The following is a 17,378-nucleotide window of genomic DNA, read 5'->3' as shown; positions in this document are numbered from 1 at the left end:
CAGTTTATCCGAATGACCGATGCCCATCTCCGTTATGGGAGAAAATCGAGCGGGCCAGGCGAAATCCGAGATCGTCGATCTGAAACGTCGGATGGCTGCGCCGGCGGCATGTCGCTCCGCAGCCCCTTGCTTCTTCCGCCCAGCTTCCTCCCCTGAATATGCGATAGGATCCATATACCTCTTCGTCATACAGATCCCAGCACCATTCCCACACATTTCCCAGCATGTCGTATAGCCCCCACGCATTCGGCAGTTTGCCTCCGACTTCATGCGTCATGCCATCGGAATTCTCCTTGAACCAGGCGACTTCTTCTAATTCGCCGTACCTGTAGCCTTGAGAGCCTGCTTTACATGCATGCTGCCATTCGGCCTCTGTAGGCAGACGATAGCCGTCCGCTTCCCGATTCCAGACGACACGCTCGCCCTCAGCGGCAATCTCATAACAAGGCTCCAGTCCCGCTTGCCGGGACAGCGCATTACAGAATGAGACTGCTTCGTACCATGATACCCCTGTGACTGGTGCTTTCAAACGTCCGTGCGTGCGGGTTTTATGCTGCAGCACGGCGTCGTAGAATGCATTCGTTACCGGGACGGGTGCCATGAAAAAGGCATCCAGCTTGACATTCCATGATCTTTTAACCCTGTCATCCCTAAGCGCAACGTCTCCCTCTGGAATACGTATCATCGGATATTCGCCTAGACTCGTCATCCATTCAGCCAACTTCAAACTCTGCCTCCCATGAATCTTGATTCTTTATCATCCATCAAATGATATAGGAAACTTTATCTTATAGGATCTCATCGGTTTTGTGAACTTCTGGAAGCGAATGAAGTCTAATCTCGATCTTCGTTCCTTGATGGAGCTCGCTGGTGACGCGGATCTCTCCCCCATGTGCTTCCACGATATCATGCGCGATGGCCATCCCCAGTCCTGAACCTTTATGCTTCTCGCCCGTATGGGTCCCGCGGTAATAGCGGTCAAAAATCCGGTCCAATTCCTCTTTGCGGATGCCTTTCCCATGATCCTCTATGATCATCGTTACCGAATCCGCCGTTTTCTCAACCCCAACCTCAATGACCGTATCCTCTGCATTGTGAACCATCGCGTTGTATATTAAATTGCTGACTGCCCTGCGAATGAGGAGGTCGTCCACTTTTACCGGAATGGTCTCTTCGTTGTAGCCGAAATCGATGTTCCTGCCGCTGTATCGGGGATCATTCAGCACGTCGATAATTACGCTGCGCACCAGGCTGACCAGATTGACGCTCTTCAGGTTAAGCGTAATATTTTTGTTTTTAAGGCGGGTGGACAAGTTCAAATCTTCAATGACGTCTTTCAAGTAGTGGGATTTCTGTTCGATGATTTCCGCGTAATCGCGCATTTCTCCGGTCGTAAACTCATAATCCTTGTCCCTCATCATTTCGGCGTATCCTTGGATCGAAGCCAGCGGCGTTTTGATGTCATGCGTGATATTCGCGATCCACTCTTCCTTCATGCGGTCCAGTTTTTTGCGTTCGGCCTCGCTGGCTTCCAGCTCTGCGCTCAGCAGGTTGACATGATGGAACACGTCTTTGTAAACCCCTTGGGGCTCGTAATGAACCCCATATTTTTTGTGGGCGAGCTGCTTGATTCCATCGATCAGCGTATGAAGCGGCCGGGTCAATTTTTTGCTGAACAGATAAGCGATGCACAGCGCAATAAATCCGTCGACCCCCATGACGGCCAGGCTTCCGATTTTGAAAAAATGCACCACGGAGCGAATATCGTACGTTAAGACGTTACGCTCCAGATAAGTATTTTTAAAACCGATTAAGTAGCTGTAGCGCTGCTGTTTGCCCTGCTTTTCCCCTACAAAAACGGTCGACATGAGCTCTTTTTCTATATACTTGTAGGTCTGAACCATATCCATCGGCGTATATTTGGTCCTTGCATCCGGGGGGACGTGGTAACCGTAGACCTCCTGACCATTCTCATCCAAAACTTGGATCCAGGCCTGGTTACGGTCAAGAAGTTCCTTCCCTTCACCTGTAATCGTCATCCCCGAATCGGAGAGGATCACTTCTTTGCCGAACGACCGGGTAATCAAATCCGGATTATTCTGTTTGCTTTGAAAAGAAAAATGGGGAAAGGCAAACTGGTTTAAATAAAGACCGGTCACAACGACGATGTTCATGAAAATGACAATCACGACGATGAGAACTACAGATACCAGGTATCTTCCGGTGAGCCTCCATTTCATCGCTTCGCGCCCTCCAGCGCCAGCTTGTACCCCAGACCCTTGACTGTGATCAAATACTGCGGATTAGAGGGATCGTCTTCGATTTTTTCCCGGAGTCTCCTAATGTGGACCATCACGGTATTGTCGTAGCCGAAAGAATCTTCGCCCCATACCTGGTCATACAGGCTTTCTTTGCTGATAATTTGGTTCGGGTGTCTCAGCAAGTGGGTGAACAATCCCAGCTCTTTCGGTTTCAGTTCGATGATTTCACCGTTTTTCTTCAGTTCGATCTTTTGCTCGTCAAACACAAACGGACCTGCTTGCACAATATGCGCTTTGTCCACATCTTCAGAGGCAGCCTCCTGCCTCCGAAAGCGGGCTTTAATCCGGTATGCTACTTCCTTCGGACTGAACGGTTTGGTGATGTAGTCGTCGCCTCCGATGGCAAACCCGAGTATTTTGTCGATTTCCTCCGTCTTGGCCGATAGGAAGAAAATCGGTACGTTCGAAACGCTGCGGATTTGCTTGCAGACGTCATAGCCTTCTCCGTCCGGCAGCATAATATCCAGGATGACGACGTCAGGGCGCTGGTCCTGAAACTGCTGCCAACCCTCTTTCGCGGAAAAAGCGGCAAATACATGCTCGAAGCCTTCCTTCAGAAGAACGGTTTTCAAAAGCTTGACGATATCTTCTTCATCATCCACGATCAGCACTTTCTGACTTTGCAGCATACGATCAGTACCTCCTTTCTTCATCATTTCCACCCTGACATCTACTATAACTCTATTTTCAAGTCCACGTCCTCATTTGAAACGCTGCCCGTCTTATTCCTGCGCGAAAAACTTAGCTAATGGATTGGCGGTTTTTCGGTCTGACGTGATTTTGCCTGACGCATTCATAACATAATATTGGTAGTAATCCGTGCTGAAGCTGAGTGCATTTAACATCTGAGCAGGAAAAACCTTCATAGCCGGTTCGCTGAGCGCCTTACCGTTCCAGAAAAAGTGCAGCAGCAGGCGGTTTTGGTTGTAAGGATGCTTGACGATATAAGCGCCTGAAGCTGCTTTTTGTCCCATCAAGCTCGTCCAGTTCAGACCGATCGACTTTGCGTTTATCATGATACCGGGCTTCAGCGCCTGGATCAAGCCGTTCGACCCGGCGCTGCCGATGGCGATAATGTTGCTGGCGGCCAGCTCCTTCTCCATTTGCTTCTTGAGTACTTGACGCTCTGTAATGACGTCGGCATGAATTCCCATCAATTGCAGGGAACCTTGCAGCTGCTCAAGTATCGATTGCTCCTGCTTGTGGGCAGCACCGTCGGCCTGGTCGCTCAACACGATCGTAAGAGGTTCGCCTTGAAGTGCATTATCCACGATGCGGCTCATCGTTTCCTCCTCAAGATCGGGAATCTGGGTCAGGGACGAGTGATAGATGCTCTTGAACTGCTCATGCCAATACGCGGCTTCTTCCGCCTCGGACAACCGGTATTCAGGCTTTAATGTAAAATTCGGGTCATGCAGCGCGCTGTCCATTTCTTTCCGCGCTTCCGTACCGAGCGTATCCTGAATCGTCTGCAGCAGACCGTCGATGGTCGCGTTTTTATATTCAAAGCGCTTGAAGTATTCCCTCATGAACGCATCGAATTTCTCCTCGCCCACCATACGGTACAGCTGGTAGATCGCCTGACGTCCTTTTCCGTAAAAGACCGGATTCTCTTCGTCCCCCGCATCTGCATTGGTTGAAGCAATCGGCTTATCTATGGACGACAAGTCATCGATTTGGATCGATTGGAATCCGCCCAGAACATCGCCTCGTTTTTCCGCAAAATATACTTTGGAGAAATCCGCAAATCCTTCATCCAAAAACGACTCTTTCTCCGAATTGTTGCCGATTAAGCCGTGGAACCATTGATGGGCGATTTCATGCACGAATACGTCATTATGCGCCGGATCGCTGTTCTCCGCGATTTGCCCCATTTGGATGACCCGGGAGAATTCGACAGCAACCCCTTCTACATAGGATTCCGCAATTCGGAATTCCGGATAAGGGTACTTGCCGTATTTGTCGTTAAAAAAACGGATCGCCTCGAAAGCAGCGTCGATGTACTCATCCACGAGTTTTTTCTTGTCCGGCATATTATCGAAATAATAATATTCAACGGTCAGGCCGTCGCGCGTCACGCTCTCCACCTTGTAATTCGGGCTGGCAAAAAAGACGAGCTCCCGGGTATGATCCGCTGTCGAGCTAACTATTTTCCGTCCCGGCTCCTCGGGAACTTCCTGTGAAGTGATGGTCCCTGGCATCAGGATTTGATAAGATTCGGGTACATTCAAATGTACTTCAAAATCCGAGATGTCATAATAATCGGTTTCGAAGGTTTTGCTGTACGGCGTCTTGTCCCATTGATGCTTGCTTTCGTCATAGACCGAAGCGGCCGGGAACCAATGCGCGCCGTTCACGATATCTTTGTAATACGACAGGCGCTGCATCCCGTACGGGATTTTGACGTCAAAGACGATTTGAATTGTCACCGATTCGCCTGGCTTCAAACCCTGCTTCAGCCGAACGGTCAAAGCCTGGTTGCTGTTCGTAAACTCCGCGGATTGGCCGTTGACTGCAGCGCTCCGGATGTCAATCCCGCCCAGAAAGTCTTCCGCCTTCTTCTGCGGATTCTCTTTCCGGATCTCCTCATTGTTGCGCTCAAACATCGACGTTTGGGTCGCTGTGGACCGGTTCGCATCGGCAAATGTATGGAATACGATCTCCTGGAGCGTATCTTTGGACAAGTTCCGGTAGGTGACCGATTCGCTCCCCGTAATGCGCATCTTTTTCTCATCCAGCCGCGCGTTGATCCGGTACTGAACCGGAGCCTGAACCTGTGCAGATTCAGTGGATAGGAGCGTTGGTACCGCCGGGGCGGCCAGCACATGGGAAGAGCCTGCGATTGGACAAGCTGCCAGCGTCAAAGCCAGCGAATACGCCAACGCTTTTTGGGATACGGTTTTTAAAGTTGTGCGATACATCGGATTCTCTCCCTTTAGTAAGTTTTACTGAATAAATCGTGGTTCACGCAGAGAGATTAGTTCCCTGCACCGTCCAGCTTCTGCTTTGCTCCTTCCGGCAGCTCATCGGCCTTCACTTCTTGATAGGAACTGACCCCATCCCCTTTTACATAAATCCGCAAATAAGCGTCCCTGCGAAGTTCCTTATGTGCCGTAAAAGTCAGAGCTTTTTGTTTCCCGCTTGGATCAAAGCCATCCAAGTTGTATTGGTAATAGACATATTTCTCACCATTGTCCGTTTTGTCTTCCATTCGTTTTCCGTCTTGGTTAATCTGCACATAATACTGCTGCGCACCGAGGCGGTTCAAATTCACGTTTTGGATAAATACGACGAATCCGACCAGAACGATCAAAATAACCGCTATTGAGATAAGTCCTTTTTTCACTTCAATCCACTCCTCACTTTACATTCGTAACGATTTTGTAGTAGCTGTTGACGGTCAGGAAATAATAAACGAGATAAATGCAAATATAAATGCCCATGCAGCTGACGACGGGAACAACCAGACTGGTCATCATCAGGTTCGATAAAGCCGATAAGGCCACGGCGCAGTGGGCAATGCCGGCCGCAAGGGGCAGCGCGAATACAAACAGCACCTGCTTGGCGACCGATTTGCGGATTTCGCTTTTTTTAACGCCGATTTTATGCAAAATCAAATAACGGGCTTTGTCGCTGCTTGCTTCCGTCAGCTGCTTGAAGTAAATAATGCTGCCTGTCGCCGCCAGGAATACGAGCCCAAGGAACCCGCCCATAAAGATCATCAGTCCGGTTGACTCCATTCCCCGTGCATAATCACTATAGAAACTCGCCAGGCCTGTGGTCTCGGGCAGAATGCTGCTCAGCTGCTTGGTCAGTTCCTTGGCCTTGTCCTGATGCGTGATCTCGTATGCTTGGACGGTCAAGGATTTGGCTTTGGGTTGAAGCGACGCGAACAAATCGTCGCTGACGACCAAGGTGGAATAGACGGTCCCGAGGTTCAGCACGCTGTACGTTTTCAATTCGGTAAAATGGATCTGTTCATGGATTCCCTTTCCAGTCAGCAAGATGGTAGAACCTTCGTATGCCGGTGAAATCCCCTTCATATACCCAGGCTCCAGAGCCGCGGCATCGCTGCCTTGAAGGCTGAGCACTTCGTCCCGTCCTTGCAGCTTGGCCAGCTTGTTGAAGGTGTGGTTCGACATCACCGTAAACGTCTGATCATTGGAGCCGTCTGTTTGCCCCAGTCCCGTTGTGTCGGCATCCACTTCAAGCAATGGAATGGACTCATGATAGATCACTTTGTGACCTGGAGCTTGTTCGATCGCCTGATCTGCTTTGTTATCTGTCGCTTTGTCCCCTCCAATAAACATGTAGCTGTTCGGGTTCGCCAGCGCCACATTGATCCGGTTATTGTAATACAGGCTGTATGCTGTTCCGACCGCCGTCAGCGTCGTTGCGCTCAGCACGGCGATGATCGTCAGCGTGCGTGCATTCCCTTTCATCCGGTACAAAAGCTGGGAAGTTCCAATCAGGTTCAGCCCCCGCCAATAGCTTCTTTTGCGTTTGCGGGCCAGCTTCAGCAGTGTAACGGTCAATGTGTTAAACAGCAGATACGTGCCGAGAATAACCGAGACCAGAATAACCAGCGGGGTCACCAGCACACCAATCGTTTTCCATGCCTGTGACGTCAGCATGTTTTGCAGCGCAAGCCAGTAGCCGAAACCAACAAGCAAGACTGATAGAAGAGCAATCCACACCGATGACCGAGGTTCCTTCTCCCGCTCCTGGTCCGCCCGGAACAACTCAATCAGCTTGAACCGGTAAATCAGGCGGTAGCCTTGCACCGAAGTGATCAGCGTAATGATTAAGAACACGGTAATCGTGTTCAGGACGGCGGCCGGGGAAATGGCAAAGTTCGGCATGGCATCGTAACCCATCACGTTCATCAGAAGCATGACAAAAAAACGGCTGAGCACGGCTCCAAGCGCAATGCCGACCAGCAGTGCCAACACACCCATCAGGAAATTTTCATAAAAGAGCATGCGGCCGATCTGCTTTTTTCGGACGCCGAGTAATGAGTACAGTCCGACCTCCTTTTTGCGCTTACGCGTAAAAAATGAATTCGAATACCAGATAAAGATGGCGACGAAGATGATCAGGACGACGGCCGCTCCGCTGAACGCCGAGTTGATTTTATCTGACCCTTCCGATGCCGATTGAATGGTATGATCGTACTTCAACGACACAAACGTAAAATAAATAACGATGCTGAAAATCATTGATGCAAAATACAGAAAATAATGTTTGAAGTTATTCCGGATATTTTTGCCGGCGATATTAAACAATGTCATCTTCCTCACCTCCAAGCGTCGCCAGAACCTCGAGTATTTGACCAAAAAACTGTTTTCGCGAGAGACTATCCTTCCGGAGTTCCATGAACAGCCGGCCGTCGTTGATGAAAATGACCCGCTTGCAGTAACTCGCCGCATTTGCATCATGCGTAACCATCATAATGGTAGAGCGATTTGCCTGATTCAGCCGGCTCAAGCTTTCCAGAAGACGGGTCGCCGACTTCGAATCGAGCGCGCCGGTCGGCTCATCCGCCAAAATCAGGCTCGGATTGGCCACGATCGCCCGGGAAGCCGCTGCCCGCTGCTTTTGTCCGCCCGAGATATGGTACGGGTACTTATCAAGGATCTCACGGATTCCAAACGTGTCGGCAATCTCGTTAACCCGCTGTTCGATCTCTGCCGCCGATACTTTGGACAGGGCCAGCGGGAGCAGAATGTTTTCCTTGACCGTGAGTGTATCGAGCAGGTTGTAGTCCTGAAAAATAAAGCCGAGCTTATTCCGTCGGAAATCGGACAGCTTTTCTTCATTCATAGTCACGATGTTGTGCCCATCAATGATGATTTCCCCGGAAGTCGGCGTGTCGATCGTCGAAAAAATGTTCAACAGGGTGGATTTCCCCGCACCGGAAGGTCCCATGATGCCGACATATTCGCCCTCTTCGATGCTAAGGCTGATATTGTGCAGTGCCGTATATTGGTTTCCTTTGGTGCCAAAGGTTTTATTGACGTTCTCCGCTTGCAGTATCGTTTTCATGAGTATCTCCTTCAACTGGGTTGTATTCATTCCTTATCGCCTACATCACTTATGTTAAATCCCGAACCTTTCAGCATGTTAATCCCAACCTTACAGGAACCTTAAATTGATGGAAGGTGCAACAAAACGGAGAACGCTTGTCGCGTCCTCTGTTGGAGGCATGCATATGAAAACCTTGTTGATTGGAAGAAGCCTTTACCGATAAAATATATAGAGATCAACTTCGGGGTGAAGAATATGCACAGCAGAATGGCCGAGCTGCAACAAATTTTCCGTTTCGCACATGATTACTCGAATATGGATACGGTATTTACCGATCCGTCCCGCGGGATTTGCTGGGAGTTCATGTACAGTCAAATCCCCGATGCCCTTCAGCCTTATTTCAACAGCATAAGACCGAACCTCAATCCAGGCGATTCCGGTCCCGAGCCCAGCATTAAACTCCATTCAACTTCTTTTCGATTGAACTTCATTTCGGTTCATTTCTATGCGGACGGGACAAGCTTTGGTAGCCTCATCGTGGGCCCTTTCCTTCTGGACGAGCCGTCCGCATCCAGTTTGAATACCGTATTACTTGAACATCATCTGCCTATCACCTTTATGCCCCTGATCGAGCAGTATTACTTGTCCCTGCCATTAATCAGCTCGGACAAGACCGATCGTCTCGTTGAGTTTCTCAGTTTTCTTTCATCCCATTTTCATCAAAGGAAACAGCAAAGCCCACTGAAAACGATCCAAATCGATGTTCAAAACGAATTCGTTAGGCTGCCGGATACCGTCAAAGAGAAAACCGATGAGGCTATCCTGACGATCAATGATCGATACCGGACCGAAAACAAGCTGCTGTCCGTCATCGAGAACGGCAGTATCGAGAAGTTGGAAGCGATGCAGGAAGAACTGGCGATCTTCAGCAAACTGCCGGACCGTATCCCCAATAATCCCTTACGCTCGCGCAAAAACCTTGCCTTCGTCACCAATACGCTGCTGCGGAAAGCTGCGGAGCAAGGCGGCGTTCATCCGGTGTATATCGACAGCATTTCCGAGAAGTTTGCCATCCAAATTGAAAAAACAACCTCCATACAGCAATTGTCAAACTTGCACGACAAGATGCTCTACGAATACTGCGAAACCGTCCGTAAACTCTCTCTGAAATATTACAGTCCGGTGATCCGCACAGCGATCGAATATATAAGGCTGCATCTCGCCGAGCCCCTCCGGCTAGAGGCAATTGCGACTGCGGTTCATGTTAGCCCATCCGATCTGTCAAGGCAGTTCAAGAAAGAGACCGGGCAGCCCCTTACCTCATACATCAACAGCCTGCGAATCCGGGAGGCGCTGCAAATCATCCGCAGCGAGCCGATCTCCATCACGGACATTGCGCAGATGGTCGGTTTCAGCGACGTCAATTACTTCACGAAAGTGTTCAAGCAATTGCAAGGGGTTACGCCGAGCGATTACCGTAAAACGCTGCAGTGCAAAGCAGCAAAAAAGCCACAGACTTGAATCTAAGTCTGCGGCGTTTTTCCTTTTTTGGAGCATGCTATTTCGGCAGGGCTTCCTTTTTCTTCTTCAGATCGGCTGCAAGCTGCAGTGTCCGTGTTTTATTCAGCGGATACAAAAACACCACAATCAGGAAAATAGCCGATAAAATGACTGCCGGAACCAAAGTGGACAGCGTGTAGATGCCATGCAGGGTGGCTGGACTCTGGACGTTGAGCTTGGCATCGTATCCGACGGCCGCAATGGCAAAACCACCGAGTCCGCCGGCAATCGCCTGCCCGACCTTACGGGCGAAGGAGTATATGGAATAGATCGTTCCGTCCTCGCGAAGTCCCGTCAGGAACTCATGATAATCGATCACATCCGTAACAAAAGCCCAAATGACCAGATTAAAAAACGCGTAACCGAACATGGCGACGGCAAGGAGAGCGATAAACGCTTGAACGCTCAAACCCGGCATCGCATACATGACTGCATAGACTGCAGCTGCAAGCAGTATTCCGGCCGATGCGGTTTCCTTTTTGCCGAATTTGGATACCAGCGGTTTGACAAGAGGCATCGCCACAAAGACGGTAGCTGCTTGGAGGAATCCCACCAGGCTTAGAGCCGCCGCGCTGTGAAACACATTTTTGAACAAATACACGTTGACAGCACCGACCAGCATGAAGCAAATCATAAAAGACAGGGAAGCCGCCAGAATGACGACAAGCGGTTTATTGCGAATCAGCCCTTTTAGCGTCCTGGCGAGATTGGCTTTATCCCCCTGAACATCGGGATCCACAATCCGCTCGACCGATAAACGATAGCAGGCCATGTAGCAAGAAAGCGAGAGGATGCCGAAAATGACCGCCGCCAGCAGAAAGCGGTTGGCATTGGCTTGATTATCCACAAATATGATGAGCGGACCGGCGACATTAATGATCAACCCCGCGAGGGAAGCACCCAGCGTCCTGAAGGTGGATAAGCTCGTGCGTTCCACCGGATCGTTCGTAATGACGGATGCCATAGAGCCGTATGGAATGTTGACCGTGCTGTAGAATGTCCCCCACAGGATATAGGTCACAAACGCATATGCTTCGTAGAATCCGGTGGACATGCCCGGGAGATGAATGAACATAAGCACGCCCGTTGCCACGAGCGGAAAGGACATTCTCAAAACCCACGGCCTGAACTTTCCCTGATTTCCCGGTTTTCGGGTATCGATAAATCTCCCCCAGGTCACGTCGGCTACAGCATCCCACAGCCTTGCAATGAGGAACAGGCCCCCGACCAAAGCCGCACTCATGCCGAAAATATCCGTGTAATAGACCATCAAGAATGAGCTGACTAGAATAAAGAAAAAATCATTGCCGAAATCACCGAACAAATACCCGAGCTTGTCTCGAATTCCGAATTTTCGCGTTTCCTCCCGGACGATTAGTTTCTCTGCCGTCTTCAGTCCAAATTGTGGTTCCATGTGATCCCCCCGAAACAAAATGTTCAGTATGATCCAATCTCCAAATTCGTATACTGGGCAAACGAATCCCGCCCTCTACATCTTTTCTTTATAGTAGAAATCGGGGATGTCTAACCAGCGTTTGCGCAGTTCGTGCGCCGCAATTTTAGGCTTGCGGTCACGGGTAAAAATGCCCTTTTTGTTACCTTGTACACGAATGATGCCCTGGCTGGTGGCGAAATCGGCAAAGCTCCAGACTTGTTCGCCGGCAAAATGACGGAACTCGTCAAAGACTTCATGGTATGCCTTATAAAATTCCGCTTGAAACTCTTCCGTAAACATAACCGGCTCAACGTCGTGAAAACCGGTCACCGTGTCGGCGCCATATTCGGTCATCAGAATCGGCACGTCCGGACAACGCTGCGTCCAGGCGTTCAATTCGGCCCGAAGTTTCGCTTGTGCTGCGTTCAGGTCGCCGCCGTCCACATACCAGCCGTAATAGCGGTTCAAGCAGATCACATCCAAGAGATTGGCGACCTTGTCCTTGTCAGGCGTGGCGCCTAAATGTGTGACCAGTGTTACTGGACGGTGTTGCGGGTCCAGCTCTTTCAGCAGACGGATCAATGGTTCGAAATATTCATTCGCCCCTTCCTCTTCGGATGCCGGCTCGTTAGCGACGTTCCACATAACGATCGAAGGGTGGTTTTTATCCCGTGCGATCAACTCCCGAATGACTTCTTGATGGTGCTCAAAAGTTTGCAGCTCCTGCCAGGTGCTTCTGCTTCGCGGGGCGCCAGACAACATCACCATGAAATTCAAGTGCAGCCCTACCGCAGGCACTTCATTGATCACGACCAGCCCTTCTCGGTCCGCAAGGCGTATTAGCTCCTCCGAATATGGGTAATGGGCCGTGCGGAACGAGTTCGCGCCGATCCATTTCATTAAATGAACGTCCATGGCGTTTACGGCTTCGTCAAAACCGCGGCCATGGATCGGAGCATCCTCGTGTTTGCCAAAACCCTTAAAGTAAAAAGGCTTATTATTGATCAGGAATTTCCCGTCCTTCACCGCGACGGTTCGGACTCCGAAAGGCTGATCGTATACATCCATGATCTTGTCATCATCCAGCAGTTCGATGCGAAGCGTATACAGATACGCATGTAAGGGCTCCCAAAGGTTTACGCGGGATATCGACAAAGTTCCTGATGCACCGTCTCCGGCAGCGGCAACCTCACCTTCTTCATCAACGATTTTCACTCGGGTCTTTAGTCCGCAGGATGCCTTGACCTCATATTTCACAAGTCCAGAATCGCCATTCGTTTCGGTGACAATGTCTACATCTTGGATGTACAGCTGCGGAGTCGTATAAATTTTGACCGGACGCTGGATTCCGGCGTAATTAAAAAAGTCAAAATTGGGCTCATTGCACGCTTTTTTCCCTATTCCCGGAATTTCTTTTTCATAATGGAATCCAACCGGGAGTGTGGACTGATCAACGATATTGTTGACAGCCACGTTTAAACGGTTAGGGCCTGCCTGAATGAAACGGTTGATCTCTGCTTCAAAGGGTAGGAAGCCTCCCTTATGCTCCATGACGAGTTCTCCGTTCAGGTATACCTTCGCCGCATGCGTAACCGATCCAAAGCGCAGTACGATCCGCTCGGATGCAAGCAGGTTCGGCACGACGATATCCCGTTCGTACCATACCCAACCAATATGATTCCTGATCTCAGCCAAAACGCCGATATCGTTATAAGAGGCGGGTACGGGCATGGTCATCGCTTCGAATAGTCCGGACCGATACCACTCCTCCTGGAATCCGGTGCCGTGGTCCAGCTTGAACTTCCAAATTCCGTTTAAGTCGATGATACTTCGGGTTGACGTTACGATTGGATACAACATATCTAGTGATCACTCCTTTTCAGAACCATCCTAAATGAAAGCGCTTTTTATTTCTCGTAAAAAATTGCTCATAATCGTAATATTCTAAAACAAGTTTGTATGGTACGCTGGATTGTTGAATGAATAATAGGATGATCACTGTGGTATTACAGTTGATTCAGTGCCTTACGGATAACAAATTGAACCACTAGAAAGGCAATGCATGAGAATCGGATTCCAAAATATAAAAAGTCCGCATTTCGCGGACTTTTCCTCTAACATGAATATGAAGAAGCTTTAAAAGCTGACGGGAAGGCTCACCAATGATCGGAGCGTACTGTAGTGATATGCCAGGTCTTCCGGTTTCACGTCGAGACGCAGGTTGGGAAAGCGCCGCAATAGCGAGCCGAACGCGATTTGTCCCTCCATGCGGGCAAGGGGTGCTCCCAAGCAAAGATGGATTCCTCTGCCAAACGCCAAATGATCGGTTTCTTGTCTTGTGATGTCCAGCCGCTCTGGCCCGTCAAATCGGCTTGCATCCATATCCGCTCCGGCCAGCGAAACCATAACCATCTCGCCTTTTCGAATGAGTGTACCATGGATCTCGATATCTTCATCTGCAACCCGGCCTGTAATCATAACCGGCCCCGCATACCGGAGCAGCTCTTCAACCGCACCCGGCAGAAGGGTCGGATCCTCACGTAGCAGCTGCATTTGTTCTGGATGCTGAAGCAGTGCCAGGGTTCCGTTGCCGATCAGATTCACGGTCGTTTCATGTCCTGCCGTAATGAGCAGCCAAATGGTAGAGAGCAGCTCGTTCTCGTTAAGTTTATCGCCCTCGTCATATGCCTGCAGCAAACCGCTGATAACATCGTTACCGGGCCGCACCCTCTTTTCGGAAATCAAAGATTGAATGTAATCAATAAACTCCTGTAGGGCTTCTTGAACCAAGTTTGCTTGGCCGGGGTTCAGCGCGCCTTCGGCCAGCTTGTGGGTCCACTCGCGAAATCGCGCCTGATGATGGCCGGGGATTCCCAGCATCTCCGAGATTACGATGATAGGCAGCGGATAAGCAAATTCAGAAATGAGTTCCATCTTGCCCCGGCTGACCACCTTATCCAGCAGCTCATCGGCGATTTGTTGGATGCGCGGGCGCAGATCCTCAATCATTCGGGGCGTAAATGCTTTGGAGACCAAACGCCGGAGCCGGGTATGATCGGGTGGATCCACCATGAGCATATTAGGCATGCTTTTGAACCATTCGAGCAATTCATTGACGGAGCTTTTCTCAGGTGAAGATTGTTGCTGTGAAGCGAACTTTCGCCGGTCCGAAAGGAACCGGGGATCTTTCAAAATCGCTGAGACATCCTCATACCGAAAAGCTATCCAAGCTTTGCCCATGCCAAAAAAGTCGTCAAGCCGGTAAAGTCTTTCCTGTCGATTGACCAGTTTTTGGTAAAACGCATTGAAATCACGCATCGTTTCCGGTGCCACTAAATCACTGCTGGTGATGTCTTTCACGGCCGCTCACCTCTTCACTTTAGTTTTCCATACCGTATCGGATCATGTCACAAAAAGCTTCCAATTCCTCCATAAGGCTGCGGGTATAGGCTCCGTCAATATGGCTCATCCCCTTCGTCTCATCCAGAAACTTCGTTTCGAAATGTCTGGTTACAGTCATGACGAGCTCGAATGCATACTTTTGATTTACGCCTTCGCGAAGGGGAACCTTGTCAAAAAGCTGTGCCAACAGCGCATTCCGGGCTTCGCTCACCTGGCCGTACTTATCCTCGATTTCCTCCTTCAAGCCATCCGGTGTGGCATAAAATGCCTCATATACCAACTTCCATTCATCCGGATGCTCGCGAAAATAGCCGAGTTTCGCACGGCTTAACTCCGTGATGGCTGTAAAAAAATCAGCATGTTCCGTAGTCCGCTCATCAAAATGGATACCCGTTCGGACCTTCTCAAAGCAGTGGTCCACTAAGTTAAGATACAGTTTCTTCTTACTTGTGAAATGATGAAAGATCAAAGCTTTGGAGATCCCGGCAGCAGCCGCCAGCATTTCCGTTGAAGTGTTCTTGTAGCCGTTGCGGGCAAACACAGTTAAGCAGGCTTGCAAAATTTTCTCCTGTTCGTAGAGCTGTATCGGCAGTCTCATCACCTCTTCCCTAGTATGCTGACCAATTGGTTAGTAAAATCATACAGGATGCTGACCTGCTGGTCAATATAAATGACAAAAAAATCCACCTGCAGAAAGCAGATGAATTTTTTGAAGGTAAAGATGTACAGGTTTCCTAGTCTCCTCCCCCTCCACAGGAACTGCAGGATGAGGAGCTGCACGAGGACGAGCTGCAGGAAGAATCGCTGGACGAACTGCAGGACGAACTGCAAGAAGAATTGCCGGAATCATCGCCGCTAGGGCTGTCACTGTCCGGAGATAGGCCTGAATCGTCCACCCCAGGATTTGTCGAAGGATCGCTGTCAGAAGGATTCCAATCGCCCGAAGGGTCGTCATCATTCCACGGATCCGTATCCATGGCCGTCAGAAACAGAATGGAGCTGAACGGATCTACCGTCACCCCGTTCTCCTCACTTCGGCGGATGCCGGTGGATTGACCTCGGCCGCTTCTGGGAGGCAAAGGACGGCTTGCCCTCAATGTGCCGGGTTTTGCTGACTTGACGTCACGATAATGTTTTCGGATCGAGCCAATGATGGCCAGTTGAATGGCTTCGATTGCGGCATCGGAACTGCTCTGAAAATATCGGCTGCGGATCTCTTGATCGTTTAGATTGTCGAAGGTTTGAAAGAACTCTTCGTCGATTTTAAATTGGAAAAACGGATTCAGAAGTGCCTCGTTTGCCGGATAAATGTGAAACAGCATGCTGTAGATCAAATCATACCGTGCCCTCTCTTCTTCCGGCAATTTTTTATTATTCGTGTAGGCCACGTTAGGTTGATGATGAATAAACCGTCCTGCGAACGTGGTGCAGAAGCGATCATAATCGCGGGTAAACATCAGCATTTCATGCCAGATCAGGTCGGCATCTTTACTGAACATGGGAACCTGCTTGAGAATCGCGCACATGAGAAAGAACCTCTTCACTTCCAGAAGCATCCATTGATATTGGGTTTGGCTGATGGGATGGCGCTCCATAACCCGCTGCTTTACGTGCTCCATATAGTCCGTTCCCAGCGCGTTCTCCAATCGTATGACGAGATCGGATAAACCTTGTATCTCTTTATTGATGCCTATGTATGGTGGTATGGGTATATCAAACCCGTGACCCTTATTCCCTTCTTTTGAGTTATCCCCGGAAGCCGAACCGGAACCCAGCAATCTTTTCAAAAATGACAGCAAACTCATGTTTCTCCTCCTTATGCCGTGGATTTCGGTCCCCAATGGAAATGAATCCCCTTCAATGAGATTACCATATCACGGGAAGGAAGCAATGACACTTTCGTTACTGGAAATCCGTTTCCTATAAAAAGGCAAACCCCCGCTTCTCTAAGAAACAGGGGTTCACCATACACCATTCACTTCCAGGATTAAGAGCTTTGTTTGGCTGACTTCAGTCTGGCCAGTTCTTCCTGAACTTCCTGCTGACGCGACCAATCGGTTAATTTGTCAGCTGCTTGATAAGCCAGCGTCCCTGCTTCTACGTGCATCAGCTTCTGCTCCATGCGCTCAAAACCGCGGGGGATTTTGCTGATATCGGAGACAGGAGCGGTTCTTGCCGTATCCCGCATCGTATTCACCGCATTGGCACGTACTAGCAAAAATGCCAGCTTGTCCGTTAGCTCTTTGTGCACGTCCTGCAGCCGTTGAATTTCACCGCGAAGCGATTGGGCCTGTTTTCTGACCGTATCACGCTGCTCCGTATAGGTCTGCTCCAGCTTGGCGTGATGCAGCTTCTCTTGAATGGCCATCGCCGCGATATCGTCTTCATTGCGTTCGACGGCTAGCTGAGCTTGGCGCTCCCGCTTTCTGACGATTTCAGCGGTTGATGCCAGCAGCAGATCATACCGCTGCTCCGCGGCAATCTGGGTTTGCAGCGCCCCGCGTGCTTGATCGATCTGTTCTTCAAGCTGTCTGATATAATGTTTGGCCATGCTGACGGGATCTTCGACCTGATCCAAGAGACGGTGCACGTCTGCTGCGGCTATATCTTTGATTCTCGTAAAAATTCCCATA

The 17,378-nt window shown here is 49.8% G+C and carries 14 protein-coding genes; 1 reads left to right on the top strand and 13 read right to left on the bottom strand.

Annotation, left to right across the window (positions count from 1 at the left end):
* Nucleotides 1–4 precede the first annotated feature (4 nt).
* From KI379_RS12205 to KI379_RS12175, 7 genes are all read right to left on the bottom strand, one after another.
* On the bottom strand, nucleotides 5–685 hold the full coding sequence (locus tag KI379_RS12205) for a formylglycine-generating enzyme family protein (protein ID WP_212984704.1): 681 nt from the start codon (nucleotides 683–685) through the stop codon (nucleotides 5–7).
* Nucleotides 686–788: 103 nt separating this feature from the next.
* Entirely contained in the window at nucleotides 789–2,240 is a 1,452-nt protein-coding gene (locus KI379_RS12200; protein ID WP_212983715.1) for a sensor histidine kinase, read from the bottom strand.
* Entirely contained in the window at nucleotides 2,237–2,950 is a 714-nt protein-coding gene (locus KI379_RS12195) for a response regulator transcription factor (RefSeq protein ID WP_212983714.1), read from the bottom strand. The genes KI379_RS12200 and KI379_RS12195 overlap by 4 nt, the downstream gene beginning before the upstream one ends.
* A gap of 93 nt (nucleotides 2,951–3,043) precedes the next feature.
* On the bottom strand, nucleotides 3,044–5,242 hold the full coding sequence (locus tag KI379_RS12190) for a M1 family metallopeptidase (RefSeq protein WP_212983713.1): 2,199 nt from the start codon (nucleotides 5,240–5,242) through the stop codon (nucleotides 3,044–3,046).
* A 56-nt stretch (nucleotides 5,243–5,298) separates the two neighbouring features.
* Nucleotides 5,299–5,667, bottom strand: coding sequence for a YxeA family protein (locus KI379_RS12185; RefSeq protein WP_212983712.1), 369 nt, complete (start codon nucleotides 5,665–5,667; stop codon nucleotides 5,299–5,301).
* Nucleotides 5,668–5,680: 13 nt separating this feature from the next.
* Complete coding sequence (locus tag KI379_RS12180; protein ID WP_212983711.1) at nucleotides 5,681–7,612, bottom strand: ABC transporter permease; 1,932 nt, start codon at nucleotides 7,610–7,612, stop codon at nucleotides 5,681–5,683.
* On the bottom strand, nucleotides 7,599–8,366 hold the full coding sequence (locus tag KI379_RS12175) for an ABC transporter ATP-binding protein (protein WP_089547223.1): 768 nt from the start codon (nucleotides 8,364–8,366) through the stop codon (nucleotides 7,599–7,601). Before KI379_RS12175 ends, KI379_RS12180 begins: the two co-directional genes overlap by 14 nt.
* Nucleotides 8,367–8,603: 237 nt before the next feature.
* Here KI379_RS12175 and KI379_RS12170 point away from each other — a divergent pair, with 237 nt between their 5' ends.
* The gene (locus tag KI379_RS12170; RefSeq protein ID WP_212983710.1) at nucleotides 8,604–9,869 is read left to right on the top strand and encodes a helix-turn-helix domain-containing protein; all 1,266 of its coding nucleotides are present in this window, start codon (nucleotides 8,604–8,606) and stop codon (nucleotides 9,867–9,869) included.
* A 37-nt stretch (nucleotides 9,870–9,906) separates the two neighbouring features.
* Here the strand turns inward: KI379_RS12170 and KI379_RS12165 are convergent, their stop codons facing one another.
* The 6 genes from KI379_RS12165 to KI379_RS12140 form a co-directional block, all read right to left on the bottom strand.
* The gene (locus KI379_RS12165) at nucleotides 9,907–11,322 is read right to left on the bottom strand and encodes an MFS transporter (RefSeq protein WP_212983709.1); all 1,416 of its coding nucleotides are present in this window, start codon (nucleotides 11,320–11,322) and stop codon (nucleotides 9,907–9,909) included.
* Nucleotides 11,323–11,397: 75 nt separating this feature from the next.
* Nucleotides 11,398–13,203 (bottom strand): beta-glucuronidase, encoded by a 1,806-nt coding sequence (gene uidA, locus KI379_RS12160; RefSeq protein ID WP_212983708.1) that lies wholly within the window; start codon nucleotides 13,201–13,203, stop codon nucleotides 11,398–11,400.
* Between the two features lie 276 nt (nucleotides 13,204–13,479).
* Nucleotides 13,480–14,703 carry a cytochrome P450 family protein gene (locus KI379_RS12155; protein WP_212983707.1) on the bottom strand — a complete coding sequence of 408 codons (1,224 nt, stop codon included), beginning with the start codon at nucleotides 14,701–14,703 and terminating at the stop codon, nucleotides 13,480–13,482.
* Between the two features lie 19 nt (nucleotides 14,704–14,722).
* A complete protein-coding gene (locus KI379_RS12150; RefSeq protein WP_244879269.1) occupies nucleotides 14,723–15,343 on the bottom strand; it encodes a TetR/AcrR family transcriptional regulator in 621 nt (206 codons plus the stop codon).
* Nucleotides 15,344–15,479: 136 nt separating this feature from the next.
* On the bottom strand, nucleotides 15,480–16,550 hold the full coding sequence (locus tag KI379_RS12145) for a hypothetical protein (protein WP_089547218.1): 1,071 nt from the start codon (nucleotides 16,548–16,550) through the stop codon (nucleotides 15,480–15,482).
* A 182-nt stretch (nucleotides 16,551–16,732) separates the two neighbouring features.
* The gene (locus KI379_RS12140) at nucleotides 16,733–17,377 is read right to left on the bottom strand and encodes a PspA/IM30 family protein (RefSeq protein WP_089547217.1); all 645 of its coding nucleotides are present in this window, start codon (nucleotides 17,375–17,377) and stop codon (nucleotides 16,733–16,735) included.
* Nucleotide 17,378 lies beyond the last annotated feature (1 nt).

The sequence above is a fragment of the Paenibacillus cineris genome (assembly GCF_018333335.1).
In the GTDB taxonomy this organism is placed as follows: domain Bacteria; phylum Bacillota; class Bacilli; order Paenibacillales; family Paenibacillaceae; genus Paenibacillus_AQ; species Paenibacillus_AQ favisporus.
Note: the sequence above shows the minus strand (reverse complement) of the source record. Positions and strands in the feature narration are given on the sequence as shown.

What these genes read in the sequence shown, in the direction of transcription:
- KI379_RS12205 (WP_212984704.1), bottom strand. Translation starts at nt 685, where the DNA reads ATGATACGTATTCCAGAGGGAGACGTTGCGCTTAGGGATGACAGGGTT.
- KI379_RS12200 (WP_212983715.1), bottom strand. Translation starts at nt 2,240, where the DNA reads ATGAAATGGAGGCTCACCGGAAGATACCTGGTATCTGTAGTTCTCATC.
- KI379_RS12195 (WP_212983714.1), bottom strand. Translation starts at nt 2,950, where the DNA reads ATGCTGCAAAGTCAGAAAGTGCTGATCGTGGATGATGAAGAAGATATC.
- KI379_RS12190 (WP_212983713.1), bottom strand. Translation starts at nt 5,242, where the DNA reads ATGTATCGCACAACTTTAAAAACCGTATCCCAAAAAGCGTTGGCGTAT.
- KI379_RS12180 (WP_212983711.1), bottom strand. Translation starts at nt 7,612, where the DNA reads ATGACATTGTTTAATATCGCCGGCAAAAATATCCGGAATAACTTCAAA.
- KI379_RS12175 (WP_089547223.1), bottom strand. Translation starts at nt 8,366, where the DNA reads ATGAAAACGATACTGCAAGCGGAGAACGTCAATAAAACCTTTGGCACC.
- KI379_RS12170 (WP_212983710.1), top strand. Translation starts at nt 8,604, where the DNA reads ATGCACAGCAGAATGGCCGAGCTGCAACAAATTTTCCGTTTCGCACAT.
- KI379_RS12165 (WP_212983709.1), bottom strand. Translation starts at nt 11,322, where the DNA reads ATGGAACCACAATTTGGACTGAAGACGGCAGAGAAACTAATCGTCCGG.
- uidA (WP_212983708.1), bottom strand. Translation starts at nt 13,203, where the DNA reads ATGTTGTATCCAATCGTAACGTCAACCCGAAGTATCATCGACTTAAAC.
- KI379_RS12150 (WP_244879269.1), bottom strand. Translation starts at nt 15,343, where the DNA reads ATGAGACTGCCGATACAGCTCTACGAACAGGAGAAAATTTTGCAAGCC.
- KI379_RS12145 (WP_089547218.1), bottom strand. Translation starts at nt 16,550, where the DNA reads ATGAGTTTGCTGTCATTTTTGAAAAGATTGCTGGGTTCCGGTTCGGCT.
- KI379_RS12140 (WP_089547217.1), bottom strand. Translation starts at nt 17,377, where the DNA reads ATGGGAATTTTTACGAGAATCAAAGATATAGCCGCAGCAGACGTGCAC.